General features: G+C 63.2%; 13 protein-coding genes. 9 read left to right on the top strand and 4 right to left on the bottom strand.

From position 1 onward, the window contains the following. The first annotated feature begins 101 nt into the window (after positions 1 to 101). From IB279_RS30720 to IB279_RS30700, 5 genes are all read left to right on the top strand, one after another. Complete coding sequence (locus IB279_RS30720; protein WP_034806269.1) at positions 102 to 926, top strand: outer membrane protein; 825 nt, start codon at positions 102 to 104, stop codon at positions 924 to 926. Positions 927 to 1,114: 188 nt separating this feature from the next. Next, on the top strand, positions 1,115 to 1,948 hold the full coding sequence (locus IB279_RS30715; RefSeq protein ID WP_112771854.1) for an outer membrane protein: 834 nt from the start codon (positions 1,115 to 1,117) through the stop codon (positions 1,946 to 1,948). A 246-nt stretch (positions 1,949 to 2,194) separates the two neighbouring features. After that, complete coding sequence (locus IB279_RS30710; RefSeq protein ID WP_112771809.1) at positions 2,195 to 3,373, top strand: phosphoserine transaminase; 1,179 nt, start codon at positions 2,195 to 2,197, stop codon at positions 3,371 to 3,373. A 132-nt stretch (positions 3,374 to 3,505) separates the two neighbouring features. Next, positions 3,506 to 5,101, top strand: a complete 1,596-nt coding sequence (serA, locus tag IB279_RS30705) for a phosphoglycerate dehydrogenase (RefSeq protein ID WP_034806426.1) — start codon at positions 3,506 to 3,508, stop codon at positions 5,099 to 5,101. Between the two features lie 119 nt (positions 5,102 to 5,220). Then, entirely contained in the window at positions 5,221 to 5,727 is a 507-nt protein-coding gene (locus IB279_RS30700; protein WP_112771810.1) for an N-acetyltransferase, read from the top strand. A 43-nt stretch (positions 5,728 to 5,770) separates the two neighbouring features. Here the strand turns inward: IB279_RS30700 and IB279_RS30695 are convergent, their stop codons facing one another. Together IB279_RS30695 and IB279_RS30690 are read right to left on the bottom strand one after the other, a co-directional pair. Beyond that, complete coding sequence (locus tag IB279_RS30695; RefSeq protein WP_112771811.1) at positions 5,771 to 7,585, bottom strand: methyl-accepting chemotaxis protein; 1,815 nt, start codon at positions 7,583 to 7,585, stop codon at positions 5,771 to 5,773. Between the two features lie 125 nt (positions 7,586 to 7,710). Beyond that, positions 7,711 to 8,592 carry a DMT family transporter gene (locus tag IB279_RS30690; protein WP_034806435.1) on the bottom strand — a complete coding sequence of 294 codons (882 nt, stop codon included), beginning with the start codon at positions 8,590 to 8,592 and terminating at the stop codon, positions 7,711 to 7,713. A gap of 204 nt (positions 8,593 to 8,796) precedes the next feature. Here IB279_RS30690 and IB279_RS30685 point away from each other — a divergent pair, with 204 nt between their 5' ends. Together IB279_RS30685 and IB279_RS30680 are read left to right on the top strand one after the other, a co-directional pair. Further along, positions 8,797 to 10,095, top strand: a complete 1,299-nt coding sequence (locus IB279_RS30685; RefSeq protein WP_034806437.1) for an adenylosuccinate synthase — start codon at positions 8,797 to 8,799, stop codon at positions 10,093 to 10,095. 63 nt (positions 10,096 to 10,158) lie between these two features. Continuing rightward, on the top strand, positions 10,159 to 12,492 hold the full coding sequence (locus IB279_RS30680) for a hypothetical protein (RefSeq protein WP_192340477.1): 2,334 nt from the start codon (positions 10,159 to 10,161) through the stop codon (positions 12,490 to 12,492). A 109-nt stretch (positions 12,493 to 12,601) separates the two neighbouring features. On the opposite strand, the gene rpoH is transcribed toward IB279_RS30680, so the two are convergent. Both rpoH and IB279_RS30670 read right to left on the bottom strand, forming a co-directional pair. Then, the gene (rpoH, locus tag IB279_RS30675; protein WP_034806441.1) at positions 12,602 to 13,507 is read right to left on the bottom strand and encodes an RNA polymerase sigma factor RpoH; all 906 of its coding nucleotides are present in this window, start codon (positions 13,505 to 13,507) and stop codon (positions 12,602 to 12,604) included. A gap of 210 nt (positions 13,508 to 13,717) precedes the next feature. After that, the gene (locus IB279_RS30670; RefSeq protein ID WP_112771813.1) at positions 13,718 to 14,746 is read right to left on the bottom strand and encodes an RluA family pseudouridine synthase; all 1,029 of its coding nucleotides are present in this window, start codon (positions 14,744 to 14,746) and stop codon (positions 13,718 to 13,720) included. Positions 14,747 to 14,775: 29 nt separating this feature from the next. On the opposite strand from IB279_RS30670, the gene IB279_RS30665 reads away from it, so the two are divergent. Together IB279_RS30665 and IB279_RS30660 are read left to right on the top strand one after the other, a co-directional pair. Next, the gene (locus IB279_RS30665; protein WP_034806447.1) at positions 14,776 to 15,159 is read left to right on the top strand and encodes a hypothetical protein; all 384 of its coding nucleotides are present in this window, start codon (positions 14,776 to 14,778) and stop codon (positions 15,157 to 15,159) included. 4 nt (positions 15,160 to 15,163) lie between these two features. Next, positions 15,164 to 16,000: an RNA methyltransferase gene (locus IB279_RS30660; RefSeq protein ID WP_034806450.1), complete on the top strand. Its 837-nt coding sequence runs from the start codon at positions 15,164 to 15,166 to the stop codon at positions 15,998 to 16,000. Positions 16,001 to 16,028 lie beyond the last annotated feature (28 nt).

Below are 16,028 nucleotides of genomic sequence, written 5' to 3'. Positions count from 1 at the left end.
TAATCGGAACTTAACCTTTGCTCCTCATTATCCACAACAACAACGGGATTTGGGCACCGCTTTCACGGTGATCCAAGCAACGGAATCTATTGGAGTGGGCCATGAAGAGAATTTTGAGTGGCGTTGTTGCGATCTTGCTCAGCGGCACGGCAGCTTTTGCTGCGGATGTCTATCAACCGCCTATCGAGCCGGTGCCGGAACAGCCGGTCGAAGTCATCCAGACCAGCGGCTGGTACCTGCGCGGCGACGTCGGTTACGCCTGGAACAATCTGCGCGGCGCGAACTACTACCAAGGGGGGCCTGGCGGCTCCATCACCAGTTTCGAAACGGCCGATATCGATGATTCCTGGGTCGCCGGCGTTGGTGTCGGTTACCAGTTCAACAACTATCTGCGCGCCGACATCACGGCCGACTACTGGGGCGGCGCCGACTTCACTGGCTCGACTTTGGGCAACTGCGGCAGCGTGGTCGGTCCTTGCCGGTCGCGTGACGTCACCTCCGTTTCCGCCTGGAGCCTGATGGCCAATGCCTATGTCGACATCGGCACCTACGGCGCCTTCACGCCTTACGTCGGTGCCGGTATCGGTGCCACCCACGTCAAGTGGGACAAGCTGCGCAACACCAGCTGCAGCATCGCCGATCCCAGCCAATGCGACCCGACGACCGGTCATGACGGCGAGAGCAAGTGGCGCTTCACCTATGCGCTGATGGCCGGTACTGCCATCGATCTCACCTGCAATCTCAAAGCCGACGTCGGCTACCGCTTCCGCCAGGTCGACGATGGCGACATGTTCGGCTACGCCAACGGTGGCGGTCCGGGCTCCGACGAAGGCTTCTACATCCACGAGGCGCGCGCTGGTCTGCGCTACTCGTTCGGCAGTGTCTGCGAAGTGCCCTACGAGCCGGAGCCGATCGTCTACAAGTGATCGGCCGGACCAGATGATACAAAAGGCCACCTTCGGGTGGCCTTTTTCGTTGCCGTCATTCTTTGCTTGTTTCCTAACAGGCATGGTTAACCGGGGGTTAACCAGTCGCTGCCAATAGTTAACGCTGAACGAAGCGGTGACGGCAGCGCGCCATCCCGCACCGATAGCAGTGGTGAAAGGGCATGGGCATGGATTGGCGAAACGGGTTCTGCGGGGCCGCTTTTGGTGCCGGCCTGCTCCTTTCCGGCGCGGCATTCGCTGCCGATGAGGATCTCCTGAATGCGCCGGAGATCACCATCGAAAAAGAATCGGCTGGCGCGAGTGCGATCTATCTGCGCGGCGATATCGGCTATGCGCCTTGGCGTAGCGAAGGCGATCCCTATTACCGGACCTTCGATGCGGGCACGTCGACCTACGACAGCACCACCTTCGACAACACCCGTTTCGACAAGCCGTTTTCCGGGTCGCTTGGCGTCGGCTACCAGTTTACCGACACGTTCCGCGCTGACCTGACGGCGGAGTATTTCGAGGGCCGGTTCAACGGTTCATCCTCATCGGCAAGCCCGTGCGCGGGGCAGGGGGCGGGAACATCCTGCGCGTTTTCGACCGGGGCCGACTATTCCGCTCTCGGCCTGATGGCGAATGCCTATGTCGATTTCGGCACGCTTGCCGGCTTTACCCCCTACGTTGGCGCCGGTCTCGGCGCGACGCGTCTCAACTGGGATACGGCGGTTGAAAAGGCGACCTGCGTTGCCGGTGGCGGCGCCTGCGCCGGAGCGGCCGGCTCCACCTCTTACGAGGGGCGCGACAGCTGGCGGTTCACCTATGCGCTGATGGCTGGCGTTTCCTACGACCTCAGCGATCAGCTGAAGCTCGATGTCGGCTACCGCTACTCCCATATCGCCGACGGCGAGATGTTTGGCTTCGGCACTGAGGCGCTTGCGGGCGCACGTGGCGACAAGGGCTTTGACGACGGTCTTTCCCGTCACGAAATCCGAGCGGGCCTGCGCTTCTCGTTCTAGCGCCATCGGCCGCGGGAAAGTCGAGCAGGTTTGCTTTTCCCCAAGTGATTCAACCTGTTGCCCACATGAAGGCGTTGCCTGGCAATAATCGTTCGGCGGTGGCCGCCTGTCTTTTCATATGTTGCCCGCTACGCCATTAATTTTGTCGATTGCGACAAAGCGCTTGACTTCCGATCCCGCCGCCAATATCGACGACGGCGGGACACCCTTCCCCAACGAAGGGCTATCTATCTGGAAGGATAGCACATGGCAAAGCCTGCACAGCCGGACCTCCGTCCGAACAATACCCATTTCTCTTCTGGCCCTTGCTCGAAGCGCCCCGGTTGGACGCTCGACGCTCTCTCCGATGCTCCGCTCGGTCGTTCGCACCGCGCCAAGATCGGCAAGACGAAGCTGAAGCAGGCCATCGATCTTACCCGTGACATTCTTGAAGTGCCGGCCGACTACCGTATCGGTATCGTGCCCGCTTCCGACACCGGCGCCGTCGAAATGGCGCTCTGGTCGCTGCTCGGTCCGCGCGGCGTCGACATGGTCGCCTGGGAAAGCTTTGGCGCCGGCTGGGTGACCGACGTGGTCAAGCAGCTGAAGCTCGCCGACGTACGCAAGTTCGAAGCCGGTTACGGCGAACTTCCCGACCTTTCGAAGGTCGATTTCGACCGCGACGTGGTCTTCACCTGGAACGGCACGACCTCGGGCGTGCGTGTGCCCAACGGCGACTTCATCCCGGCTGACCGCAATGGCCTGACGATCTGCGATGCGACCTCTGCCGCGTTTGCGCAGAACCTCGATTTCGCCAAGCTCGACGTCGTCACTTTCTCCTGGCAGAAGGTTGTTGGCGGCGAGGGCGCCCATGGCGTCATCATCCTGTCGCCGCGCGCCGTCGAACGGCTGCTGACCTGCGTGCCGGCCTGGCCGCTGCCGAAGATCTTCCGCATGACCTCGGGCGGAAAGCTGATTGAAGGCATCTTTACCGGCGAAACCATCAACACGCCGTCGATGCTTTGCGTCGAAGATTACATCGATGCGCTGCTTTGGGCACAGCAGGTCGGCGGGCTCAAGGGCCTGATGGCCCGGGCTGATGCCAATGCGCAGGCAATCTTCGATTTCGTCGCCGCCAACGATTGGATCGCAAACCTGGCGGTCAAGGACGAGACCCGCTCCAACACCTCGGTCTGCTTGAAGATCGTCGACAAGGACGTGCTCGCGCTCGACGCCGACGGACAGGCGGCCTTTGCCAAGGGCGTGGTTGCGCTCCTCGAAAAGGAAGGCGTCGCCTTCGACATCGGCCATTACCGCGATGCCCCGTCCGGTCTTCGCATCTGGGCCGGCGCCACGATCGAGGCCGCCGACATGAAGGCGCTGATGCCATGGCTGACCTGGGCTTTCGAGACCCAGAAGGCAACGCTGGCACAGGCCGCGGCCTGATTGGACAAAGGGTGAGGACAATGAACTTCGCCCGCATCTCACACTGATTTGAGTGATCCGCTTCGCTCCCGATGGGAGCGAGGCCTGGCTACCCGCATTCCCATTCAGACCTGATCTTTAAGGAGGCCTCCCATGGCACCTCGTGTTCTCGTATCCGACGAACTGTCGGAAACCGCCGTCCAGATCTTCCGCGACCGCGGCGTCGAAGTCGATTTCCAGCCGAAGCTCGGCAAGGACAAGGACAAGCTCGCCGAAATCATCGGTAACTATGACGGTCTTGCCATCCGTTCCGCCACCAAGGCGACGGAAAAGCTGATCGCCGCTGCGACCAACCTCAAGGTCATCGGCCGCGCCGGCATCGGCGTCGACAATGTCGACATCCCGGCCGCTTCGCGCCGCGGTATCATCGTGATGAACACGCCCTTCGGCAACTCGATCACGACCGCCGAACACGCGATTGCGTTGCTCTTTGCCGTTGCCCGCCAGCTTCCGGCCGCCGACACCTCGACGCAGGCCGGCAAGTGGGAGAAGTCCCGCTTCATGGGTGTCGAAATCACCGGCAAGACGCTCGGCGTCATCGGCGCCGGCAACATCGGCTCGATCGTCTGCTCGCGCGCCATCGGTCTGAAGATGCATGTGCTTGCCTACGACCCGTTCCTCTCCAAGGAGCGTGCCGAAGAAATGGGCGTCACCAAGGTCGAACTCGACGAACTGCTCGCCCAGGCTGACTTCATCACCCTGCACGTGCCGCTGACCGACAAGACCCGCAACATCCTGAGCGCCGAAGCGCTTGCCAAGGCCAAGCCGGGCGTGCGCATCGTCAACTGCGCCCGTGGTGGTCTGGTCGACGAGAAGGCGCTTGCCGAAGCGATCAAGTCGGGCCATGTCGCCGGCGCCGGTTTCGATGTTTTCGAGGTCGAACCCGCAACGGAAAGCCCGCTTTTCGGCCTGCCGAACGTCGTCTGCACGCCGCATCTCGGCGCTTCGACCACGGAAGCCCAGGAGAACGTCGCGCTGCAGGTGGCCGAACAGATGTCGGACTATCTGGTCAAGGGTGCGGTCTCCAACGCCATCAACATGCCGTCGATCACCGCTGAGGAAGCACCGATCCTGAAGCCGTTCATCCGGCTTGCCGATGTTCTCGGCGCCTTCGTCGGTCAGGTGACCGAAAGCGCGATCAAGGAAATCGAGATCCTCTATGACGGCTCGACCGCCGGCATGAACACCAAGGCGCTGACGAGTGCCGTGCTTGCCGGTCTGATCCGGCCGCAGGTCGCCGACGTCAACATGGTTTCGGCGCCGGTCATGATCAAGGAAAAGGGCATCATCCTGTCCGAGGTCAAGCGCGACAAGACCGGCGTCTTCGACGGCTACATCAAGCTGACGGTGAAGACGGCGAACCAGACACGTTCGGTCGCCGGCACGGTGTTCTCGGACGGCAAGCCGCGTTTCATCCAGATCAAGGGCATCAACCTCGATGCGGATGTCGGCAACCACATGGTCTACATCACCAACACCGACGTTCCCGGCATGATCGGCTTCATCGGCATGACGCTCGGCGATGCGGGCGTCAACATCGCCAACTTCCAGCTCGGCCGCGAGAAGGAAGCCGGCGACGCGATCGCGCTGCTCTACGTCGATGGCGCTGTTTCCGAGGCCGTGCTTGACAAGCTGCGTGCCAATCCGGCAATTCGCCAGGCAAAGCCGCTGGTCTTCAACATCGATTGATGCCAGCCCAGCAAGTGGCAGCACGGTCTGCCACTTTGCCGACCCACTCACGGGACATATCGAGGACGCACCGGCCGACCACCGGTGCGTTTTCCTGTTTCGAACGCATGTGACGAGAAATGACCGAAATGACATTCCGCTGGCGTGAGGCAAGCCTGCCCGACCTCGCATCCGTATCGGAGATCCAGCTCGTGGTTCACCAGGCCTTTCCCGAGGATGACGCCGTGCTCGCCGACCGCATCGCGCTCAGCCCTGCCGGTTGTTTCATGCTGGACTCAAAGGGCCTGTCGCGCGGCTATGTGTTGAGCCACCCCTGGCTTCGCTGTGCGCCGCCGTCGCTGAACAGCATGCTTGGCGAAATCCCTGAGGCTGCCGATACCTGGTACATCCATGACCTCGCCCTTCTGCCCGAAATGCGTGGCTCCGGGGCAGGGGGCGGCGTGTTGCCGATGCTTGCCGATGTTGCACGGACGGAAGGGTTCCGGTCGATGTCGCTCGTTTCCGTCAACGGATCCCGCCGCTTCTGGGAGCGACAGGGCTTCGAGGTTCGCATGGACGAACGGCTGGTGCAGAAGCTTTCAAGTTATGGCGATGATGCGCTCTATATGGAGCGGCATCTCGTCTGAATGAAAATGGCGCCGATTGGCGCCATTTTCGTCTCGGGATGGATCAAGCTGCGCGCTGCGCAGCGGACCGCCATACCTTCTCCTCGACGGTAAACTGGGCGAGCCGACCGGATAGCACGTTGCTTTCGCCGGCGAGCGCCTGGCTTGCGGCCGAGGTCTGCTCGACCATGGCGGCGTTCTGCTGGGTCATCTGGTCCATCTGGTTGACGGCGGTGTTGATCTCCCGCAGCCCGACCGACTGTTCGCGGGCGGCCGTCGCAATGGCGACGATGCGGTCGTTGATCTCGTTGACCCGCCGCTCGATGTCGCCGAGCGCCGAGCCGGTCGCCTCGACCAGACGCACGCCGGCCGAAACCTCGACGCCCGACGCGGTAATGAGCCCCTTGATCTCCTTGGCCGCCGTTGCCGAACGCTGCGCCAGTTCCCGCACCTCCTGCGCGACAACGGCAAAGCCCTTGCCGGCATCACCGGCGCGTGCCGCCTCGACGCCGGCGTTCAGCGCCAGGAGGTTCGTCTGGAAGGCGATGTCGTCGATGACGCCGATGATCTCGCCGATCTTCGAAGACGAGTTTTCGATGCGGCCCATGGCGGTGATCGCGTCGCGAACGACCTCGCTCGAGGTGGCCGCACCCTTGCGGGCCTCGGCGACCATGCGGGTCGCCTCCTCGGCGCGGTTGGTGGAGTTCTGAACCGCTGAGGTGATCTCGTCGAGGGCGGCTGCGGTTTCTTCGAGCGACGCTGCCTGCTGCTCGGTGCGCTGCGACAGGTCGTTGGCTGCCCTGCTGATCTCATTGGCATTGCCGGTGACAACGGAGGTGGAAGCGGCGATCGCGCTCACCGTCGAGCGAAGGGCCGCAACGGCAGTGTTGAAGTCCTGGCGCAGCTTTTCGTAGTCTGCGCCGAGATCGGGGACATGGGTCGTCAGGTCGCCGCTCGCCAGCCGCTCGAGCGCACCGCCGATCGTGCTGACGACATGGGCCTGCACGCGGGCGGTCGCCTGCTGCATTTCCTCGTTGGCGCTGCGTTCTCCGTCGAGCGCCACCTGCTGTTCGCGCTGGCGAACTTCGAGCGCGTTGCGCTCGATCACCGAAGCGCGCAGCACGACGAGGGCATCGGCCATGTGGCCGATCTCGTCGCGGCGGTCGGTATCCGGAACTTCCGAACGGGTGTCGTTATTCGATACTTCGAGCATCACGTCTTTCAGCCGGTTGATCGGCCGGCTGATCGAGCGGCCGATCGCCATGGCGGCAGCAAGCGTCGCGATCGCGGCGATCGCCGTGGTGATGATCGTCATCAGCAGAGACGCATTGTACTTGGCGGCGAGATCGTCGGCATAGACACCGGTGCCGACGCCCCAACCCCAGGGCTTGAAGCCCTGAATGTAGGAGTACTTCTCGACCGGCTCCTCATGGCCGGGCTTGTCCCAATAGTAGTTGACGATGCCGCTGCCGGGGTTCTGCGCCAACGCGATGAGCTCGACGTTAAAGGCTTTGCCGTTGGTATCCTTGAGGCCGCGCACGTCGGTGCCGACGAGCTTCTTGGCGAGCGGGTGGGCGATCATCATGCCGTCGAAGCCGTTGATGAAGAAGTAGCCGTCCTGGCCGAAGCGCATGGCCATAACGGCGGAAATAGCGCGGCTCTGGGCTTCCTCATGCGAGAGCGTGCCATTGCGCTCCTGCTCCTCGAAGCTTGCGATCGTCGAGATCGCCGCTTCGGTGACGTTGCGCAGCATCTGCCGGCGCTCGTCGCTGACTTCCGAGTTGGCAACTTGAGTCTTGTAGGCCATGGCGGCTGCCATGAAGACCAGCGCCATCGCCGTCAATAAGTAGATACGTGTCGAAATTCTAATATTTTTCACTGCCTTAGCCCCAAGGAAAATCCTGGCGGCGACAGAAACACCCATCTGCTAATCAAGCCTTAAGTCGCCTCCCGAGTTCTAGCGATTGCATCGCCCGAAACTTGCCCGGCAGGCGCGAGACTTCTCTAGCGCGGGCGACCTTTTTCGGCGATCGCGATCCCGCCGAGCACCAAGAGCAGAGCGACGAGGTGGAAGAGGTGAAAGGTCTCGCCGATCAGCATCACCGACAGCAGCGTGCCGAAAACGGGAATGGCGTTGATGAACAGGCCGGCGCGGTTGGCGCCGATCATCTCGACACCGCGCACATAAAGCACCTGCGACATCAGCGACGGGAAGATCGCGGCATAGAGAACGATGACCCAGCCCGTGGTATCTGGGACTATCGCCGTGCCTGTGCCGATCTCCCAGAACAACAGCGGGATGGCGCTCAACAGCGCGCCGAAGGCGGGGGCGGCGATGAAGCTCTGCCAGTGCATGGTCGGCTTGTAGCGCAGCGCCACGGTGTAGCCGGCATAAACGATGCAGGCCGCGATCATCAGCGCATCGCCGAAGTTGAATTCGAGCGACAGCAGGCTGGTGACGTCGCCATGGGCCGCCGTCACCAGCACGCCGACGAGGGTGACGGTAAAGCCGATCACTTGGGCGATCGACGCCTTGGTGCGGAAGAGCACGAAGTTGAAGAGAAAGATCAGCATCGGGATGCCGGCCTGCAGAATGACGGCATTGATGGCGCTCGTATATTTGAGCGCCGAGTAGAGCAGGGCATTGAAGGTGGTGAAGCCGATCGCGCCATAGGCAAGAAGTTGCAGCCAGTGCTTGCGGATCTTGTCCCAGTCGCGGCGGATCTGCGGCGTCATCAGCACCAGGATGACGATGAGCGCGAAGACCCAGCGCAGGGTCGTCAGCATCATTGGGCTCACATGGCCAACGGCCATCTTTCCGGCGACGGAGTTGCCGCCCCAGAAGAGAGCGGTGATGCACAGATAGAAGTAGGCCCTGGAATTCACGATGGTCAGACCTGCATGGGGATGGCGACCGGTTGTCGCGATGGCGGGAGAGCGGAAGATATAGGCTCTATATCCCGGCCTTGTCATGCAAAAAGGGCGGAACGCCCGACATAACGGGGTCGCTTTCCAGATGACAACACAGTATAGATGCGCGGGTTTGAGAACAGCGCAGCCTCGGTTGCGCGCCTGAACAGGAAGAGAATTATGACGAATGTCGTAGTGGTCGGCTCCCAATGGGGTGACGAAGGCAAAGGCAAGATTGTGGATTGGCTCTCCGAGCGCGCGGATATCGTGGTGCGCTTTCAGGGCGGTCACAATGCCGGCCATACCCTGGTGATCGACGGCGTCAGCTACAAGCTGTCGCTCCTGCCCTCCGGCGTCGTGCGTCCCGGCAAGCTTGCCGTCATCGGCAACGGCGTCGTGATCGATCCGCACGCGCTGATCGCCGAAATCGACAAGCTCGGCAAGCAGGGCATTGCGATCACGCCGGACAATCTGCGCATCGCCGACAATGCCACCCTGATCCTGTCGCTGCACCGCGAGCTCGACGGCATCCGCGAGGACGCCGCCTCCAACAGCGGTACGAAGATCGGCACCACGCGCCGCGGCATCGGTCCGGCTTACGAAGACAAGGTCGGCCGTCGCGCCATCCGCGTCATGGATCTTGCCGACCTTGACACGCTGCCGGCCAAGGTCGATCGCCTGCTGACGCACCACAACGCGCTGCGCCGCGGCCTCGGCGAAGCCGAGATCAGCCATGACGCGATCATGCAGGAGCTTTCGTCGGTCGCCGCCAAGGTGCTGCCGTTCATGGACACCGTCTGGGTGCTGCTCGACAAGGCTCGCCGCAAGGGCGCCCGCATCCTGTTCGAAGGCGCGCAGGGCACGCTGCTCGACATCGACCACGGCACCTATCCGTTCGTCACCTCGTCGAACACGGTCGCCGGCCAGGCTGCCGCCGGCTCGGGCATGGGCCCGGGTTCGCTCGGCTATATCCTCGGCATCACCAAGGCCTATACGACGCGCGTCGGCGAAGGTCCGTTCCCGACCGAACTTACCGATGAAATCGGCCAGTTCCTCGGTGAAAAGGGCCATGAGTTCGGCACGGTCACGGGTCGCAAGCGTCGCTGCGGCTGGTTCGATGCGGCTCTGGTGCGCCAGTCGGTCGCCGCCAACGGCATCACCGGCATCGCGCTTACCAAGCTCGACGTTCTCGATGGTCTCGACGAACTGAAGATCTGCATCGGCTATACTCTGGATGGGCAGCAGATCGACCATCTGCCGGCAAGCCAGGCGCAGCAAGCTTCGGCAAAGCCAGTGTATGTTACGCTTGAAGGATGGAAAGAATCGACGGTTGGCGCGCGCAGCTGGGCAGATCTTCCGGCGCAAGCGATCAAGTATGTCCGCCAGGTGGAAGAACTGATCGGTGCACCGGTTGCTCTTCTTTCGACCAGCCCAGAGCGGGACGACACAATACTTGTGACGGACCCCTTTGAGGACTAGTGTCGGCGAACTGACATTGCGTCGTGATCGCAAAGACATACCTGGGCGTATGAGAAAGTACTAATGGCGGACTTTGTTGCAGTTATTCGCAGGACCGTTGACGGCCTGTCGGAAAACACACCTGAAATGCGGGACAGGGTATACGAGAAGGCGCGCGCGGCCGTGCGCCGCCAACTCGAAAACATGAACCCGCGTCCGTCGGACGACATGATCAATCGCCAGCTGGCGAAGCTCGAAAATGCGATCGCCGAGGTCGACAGCGAACATGCCGAGGCCCTGCCGGCGCTCGACGAGCCGGAGGTAGCCGAGGCGGAGACCGTCGAACCGGTTGCCTCGGACGCTGCAGTAGACGAGCCCGTTCCGGAACCGGAACCGGAACCGGAACCGGAACCGGAGCCGGAACCGGAAGCTCCGTCTGCGCCGGTTGCCGAAAGCGAACCGGTGGCCGTTGCCGAACAGGTCGAACAGCCGGCCGCGGAACCGGAAAGCGCCGCCGAGCCCTACCACCATGTCGAGGCTTATGAGGAACCGACGCATGTCGTCGAGCCTCATGCTGAACTGGCCGAGGAAACTCCGGTCGAGCCGGTAGAATACGAACCGGTCGTTGAGCCTGCCGAAGCCGTTGCGGCGCCGCTGGACGAAAGTCCCGTCGTGGCTCAGCCGCACGAAGACGCGCCAGCCTACGAAGCGCCCGAGTATTCGGAGCCGGTGGCAGAAACGCAGGACACATCGGAGCCTTCCCCGTCGGTCGAGGCGCAGCACCATGCCGCGCATGAGCCGGCCTGGGAGGAAGCGCCGGCGGCAAACGCCGAGCAGAAGCCGGCACTCTCGGAGTGGGACCTGCCCGAGTGGGAGACCGTTGGTCCGACTTCGACCGTCGCTCCGGTTGCCGAACACCTCAGCGACGAGCGTGCCGCCGAGGCCCACGAACCGGATAACGCGCCCGAGCTCCTGGGGATGCATCCGGTCGCCGAGCCGGACCAACATGCGCCTGAGGCGACGCCCAAGGCGGACCCGGTGCGCGGCTGGTCGTTCGACGACAATGACCCCTTCGCGGCGATCGAAGAGCGGCGGGCCGAGAAGACTTCCGAACCGGAGATCAGCGACTGGTCATGGCCGGTCGAAAAGCCAGTTCAGGCTACTGCCGCACCGGCGGCACAGAACCAGCAGGAACGCGCTGGTACCGCTTGGGATCATATCGACGACCTGCTCGGTTTCGAGGACGCGGCCAATACTGCTGCGGCGGGAGCCGGAGCTGCGGCCGCAGCACGCGAGCCGGAACGGGCTGGCGAAGCAACCCCGGCGGCGCCGAGGCCGACATCTTACCGGGCCACGCCGAAGCCGTCGCGCTTCAGCATTAAGCGTCTCGCGATTGCGGGCGTCGCCCTGCTGGCGCTTGGCGGCGGCGGGTTTGCCTACTGGCAGAACCGAGAGGCCGGCAATGCCTGGATCTCCGGCATGGTGGCGTCGATAACCTCGGTGGTGTCAAACATCGGCGGAGCGCCGGCAGAACAAAGCACGCCGCCGCAGCCCGCTGGCGAAACCGCCACGCAGGAACCGGCTGCGCACGACGATACCGTCGCTCCGGACAACAGCTCGACCAAGTTCACGCAGCGCCTGATGGCGGACGGATCGGAGACCGACGACGGCCCGGCCAACCCAACCGGCGAGAGCGCGGCGCAGGAAGGCAAGTCCGTGGCGCCGCAGACCGAGGCAGGCAAGCCTGTCGAAGCGGCCGCCGGGCAGGGCGGCACGGCCGGCCAGGCCGGCGCGCCGGCGACAGGACAGCCGTCGGGTCAGCCGAACCAGCCTGAAGTCGCGCTTGCGACCGGCGAGAAGATGTTCCTCTACGAGGAGCGTCTTGGCCAGTCTTCGCCCACGGCCGTTCCGGGAACCGTGGCATGGACGGTGAAGGAGGAGTCACCTGGCGGCGACGCCAAGCCCGAACCGGCAATCCAGGCCCAGATCACCGTTCCCGACCGTGGCCTCACCGCGCTGATGACGATCAAGCGGAATGCGGATCCGTCGCTGCCGGCAAGTCACGTCATCGAATTCGTGTTCTCGCTGCCGTCGAACTTCGAAGGCGGCGCTATCGACAGCGTCCAGCGCGTATCGATGAAGCGGACCGAGCAGGACCGGGGAGACGCCTTGATCGCGGTTCCGGCCAAGATCACCGACGATTTCCACATGATCGCGCTGAACGATGCGACGGACGCCATCGGCAACAACACCGAACTGCTGCGTAGCCGCAGCTGGATCGATATTCCGCTCACCTATCGCAACGGCCGCCGCGCGCTGCTGACGCTTGAAAAGGGGCAGAGCGGTACGGATGCCTTCAATCAGGCGATGCGCGCCTGGTCGACGACGGGAACGGCTGCCGAAAGCAACAGCCAGTAAGCTCGATAAGAGCGGTAGATACAGAAAACCCGGCGGAAGCAACCGCCGGGTTTTTTTGTTGGTTTTCGCGCTCTTGAAGCAGAACCTTTGTTGAAGTGCTGCAGTCGCCTCAGGCGCCTTCGACGACGCGCAGGGAATTGGCGCGCTCCAGCGCTGCCTTGCGCACGGCATCCTGAACCTTTTCGAAGGCGCGAACTTCGATCTGTCGGACGCGCTCGCGGCTGATGTCGAACTCGGCCGAAAGATCTTCGAGCGTCAGCGGATCTTCGGTCAGACGGCGTGCTTCGAAGATGCGACGCTCACGGTCGTTGAGCACCTTCATCGCGTTTGCCAGCAGCGCCCTGCGGCTTTCGAGCTCGTCCTGCTCGATCAGGATTTCTTCCTGGTTGTCGTGATCGTCGACGAGCCAGTCCTGCCATTGGCCGGAATCGCCCTCGCTCGCCTTGATCGGCGCATTGAGCGAGGCGTCGCCGGACAGGCGGCGGTTCATCGACACGACTTCGTCCTCGCTCACCTTGAGCGTGGTGGCGATTTCCTTGACCTGCTCCGGCTTCAGGTCACCCTCATCGAGTGCCTGGATCTTGCCCTTGAGGCGGCGCAGGTTGAAGAACAGCCGCTTCTGGTTGGCGGTCGTGCCCATCTTGACCAGCGACCACGAGCGCAGGATGTACTCCTGGATCGCGGCCTTGATCCACCACATTGCGTAGGTGGCGAGACGGAAGCCGCGATCGGGTTCGAACTTCTTCACGGCCTGCATCAGGCCGACGTTGCCCTCCGACACGACTTCGCCGATCGGCAGGCCGTAGCCGCGATAACCCATCGCGATCTTGGCGACGAGGCGAAGGTGGCTGGTGACGAGCTTGTGTGCCGCTTTGCGGTCGTCATGTTCCTGGTACCGCTTGGCGAGCATGTACTCTTCCTGCGGCTCCAGCATCGGGAACTTGCGAATTTCGTCGAGGTAACGATTGAGGCCGCCTTCTCCAGCGGCAATGGACGGCAAATTGTTTCGGGCCATATGAAGCACCCCCCTTTTTAGTCTCCGGCCTCCGGTCGGCAAGCCGGGCATGTGGGTCTTCGTCAAGACCCCACGAACGTAGAAAATAAGTACGGCGAAAGCATGATTCAAGGAGTCCGGTTCACAAGCATGTGACGCCGGAGCGACGGAAATGTCACGAATAGAGGCTCGCCTTAGATCGGAATTCTCTCGCCGGATTTCAAGGGGCGGTCATTCCCCGCTGCGCAGCGCGTCGATCAGCGCTGCCATGTCGGCCGGCATCGGTGCTTCGAAATGCATGGTCTCGCCGGTCGAGGGGTGTTCGAACTGCAGCATGAAGGCATGCAGCGCCTGGCGGTGAAACTGGTTGACGACGGTCTTGGCGGCCTCCGGCAGAAGGTTCGCCTTGGTTCTGAAGGCGGCGCCGTATTCGGGATCGCCGATCAGCGGGTGGCCGATATGAGCCATGTGCACGCGGATCTGGTGGGTCCGGCCCGTTTCCAGGTGGCATTCGATGGTCGAGGCGAGCGAGGTGCCGTCGGGTTTTTCGAGATAGCGCTCGACCACCTCGTAATGGGTAATCGCCTCGCGGGCGTCGTCGCTGTCCTCGCGCTTGACCGCGCGCTTCGTCCGGTCGCCGGCGCGGCCGAGCGGCGCGTCGATCGTACCCTTCAGTTGCCGTGGCCGCCCCCAGACGACCGCCCGGTAGGCGCGCTCGAGCGGGCCGGTGCGGCCGTGGTCGGCAAACTGGTCCGAGAGATGGCGATGGGCCGCATCGTTCTTGGCGACGACCATGACGCCGCTCGTCTCCTTGTCGAGGCGATGGACGATGCCGGGGCGCTTGACGCCGCCGATGCCCGACAGGCTGCTGCCGCAATGGTGGATCAGGGCGTTGACCAGCGTGCCGGTCCAGTTGCCGGCGCCCGGATGCACGACAAGGCCGGCCGGCTTGCACAGCACGATCAGGTCGCTGTCCTCATAGAGCGCGTCGAGGGGAATGTTCTCGCCCTTCGGCTCGGGATCTTCCGGCTCGGGCAGGTCGATCTCGAAAACGTCGCCCGGTTGTACCTTCTTTTTCGGTTCGCTCACCGGCTTGCCGTTGACTGACACCGCACCCTGTTCGATCAGGGCCTTGATGCGGTTGCGGGAGAATTCACCCGAAAGTGCGTCCGTCAGGAAGGAATCGAGCCGCCCTGCGGCATCCTCGCCCGCCGTCAGGACTTTCCTATTGGCCGTTGCTTGTTTAAAGGGGTCGTTCATTCCGCTAAAAATCCGAAAAAAGGCCAGCCATGACCGCAATCGAGCCCGACGACCAGGAAGACAAGCCGCTAGATCCGGCGATGGAAAATGTCCGCCGCAAGATGGTGAAGCTGCAGCTCGTCTCGGCCGGCGTCATGTTGGTCATGCTTATGGCTGTCCTTGGAACGATTGTCTACAAGCTGACACGCACGGATGAGAAAGCGCCGGCCCAGACGTCCGCTGCCGTCGTCCCGAGCGAGGCACCGCTCAACGCCGTTGCCGCGCTGCCCGCAGGCTTCACCGTGACGAATGTCGCGCTTTCGGGCTCGCAGGTGCTGTTCTACGGCAACCTGCCCGGCGCCGAGCCGCGCGCCATCGTCTTCGACATCGGCACCGGCCGCATCGTTGCGGATATTACCGTTCGGACGAACTGACGGCATGCCAGGCGCCCTCCCGCCCGTCTTGCGCATCGACGATCCCGCCGATCCCCGGATCGCCGGTTTCGTCTCGATCAAGGAGCGCGATCTGACGGGGCGGCAGGGTCGCTTCATCGCCGAAGGCACCGTGGTGCTGCGCATGCTGGCTGCCGCGCACGAGACCGGCCGTGGCTTTGCGGCCGAGGCCCTCCTGCTTCTGGAAAACCGTCTGGAGGGCGTTGGCGACATTCTTCGGCGTTTCCCGCCTGACGTGCCGGTCTATGTGGCGAATGCGCAGGTGTTCGACGCGATCGCCGGCTTCAACATGCATCGCGGCGTGCTGGCACTCGGGCGCCGCGAAGGCGAGCCGGATCGCGACGCGCTGATCGCGTCGCTACCCGCGTCGAGCCTGGTGCTGGCGGCCTGCGGCATCTCCAACCACGACAATATGGGTGCGCTTTTCCGAAACGCCGCGGCCTTCGGGGTCGATGCGGTGCTGATGGACGAGACGAGCTGCGATCCGATGTACCGCAAGGCCATCCGCGTTTCCGTCGGTTCCGTGCTGACGGTGCCTTTTGCCCGCGAAGGGTCCGTTGCCGTCATGCTGCAGCAGCTGCAGGATGCGGGCTTTGCAATCTGGGGCCTGTCGCCGGCGGGAACGATCGACATCGGGGCGATCCCGGCGGCACAGCGCACGGCGCTTCTGATGGGGACCGAGGGCGAGGGGCTGCCGCAATCGGTGATGACGGCGATCCAGACGGCGCGCATCCGCCAGCGTCCTGGGCTCGACAGCCTCAATGTGTCGACCGCGGCGGGCATCGCATTGCACCAGGTGGCATTGATCAACGGCCGGATCTGACGGTTCGCACTGGTGTAAGGGCAGATGA

It is taken from the genome of Ensifer sp. ENS06 (assembly GCF_014852205.1).
Lineage (GTDB): Bacteria > Pseudomonadota > Alphaproteobacteria > Rhizobiales > Rhizobiaceae > Ensifer > Ensifer adhaerens.
Note: the sequence above shows the minus strand (reverse complement) of the source record. Positions and strands in the feature narration are given on the sequence as shown.

Excerpts from the sequence above, each read along its gene's own strand:
- IB279_RS30710 (WP_112771809.1), top strand. The coding sequence starts at position 2,195 with ATGGCAAAGCCTGCACAGCCGGACCTCCGTCCGAACAATACCCATTTC.
- IB279_RS30660 (WP_034806450.1), top strand. The coding sequence starts at position 15,164 with ATGCCAGGCGCCCTCCCGCCCGTCTTGCGCATCGACGATCCCGCCGAT.
- IB279_RS30720 (WP_034806269.1), top strand. The coding sequence starts at position 102 with ATGAAGAGAATTTTGAGTGGCGTTGTTGCGATCTTGCTCAGCGGCACG.
- rpoH (WP_034806441.1), bottom strand. The coding sequence starts at position 13,507 with ATGGCCCGAAACAATTTGCCGTCCATTGCCGCTGGAGAAGGCGGCCTC.
- IB279_RS30715 (WP_112771854.1), top strand. The coding sequence starts at position 1,115 with ATGGATTGGCGAAACGGGTTCTGCGGGGCCGCTTTTGGTGCCGGCCTG.
- IB279_RS30665 (WP_034806447.1), top strand. The coding sequence starts at position 14,776 with ATGACCGCAATCGAGCCCGACGACCAGGAAGACAAGCCGCTAGATCCG.
- IB279_RS30680 (WP_192340477.1), top strand. The coding sequence starts at position 10,159 with ATGGCGGACTTTGTTGCAGTTATTCGCAGGACCGTTGACGGCCTGTCG.
- IB279_RS30685 (WP_034806437.1), top strand. The coding sequence starts at position 8,797 with ATGACGAATGTCGTAGTGGTCGGCTCCCAATGGGGTGACGAAGGCAAA.
- IB279_RS30670 (WP_112771813.1), bottom strand. The coding sequence starts at position 14,746 with ATGAACGACCCCTTTAAACAAGCAACGGCCAATAGGAAAGTCCTGACG.
- IB279_RS30700 (WP_112771810.1), top strand. The coding sequence starts at position 5,221 with ATGACCGAAATGACATTCCGCTGGCGTGAGGCAAGCCTGCCCGACCTC.
- serA (WP_034806426.1), top strand. The coding sequence starts at position 3,506 with ATGGCACCTCGTGTTCTCGTATCCGACGAACTGTCGGAAACCGCCGTC.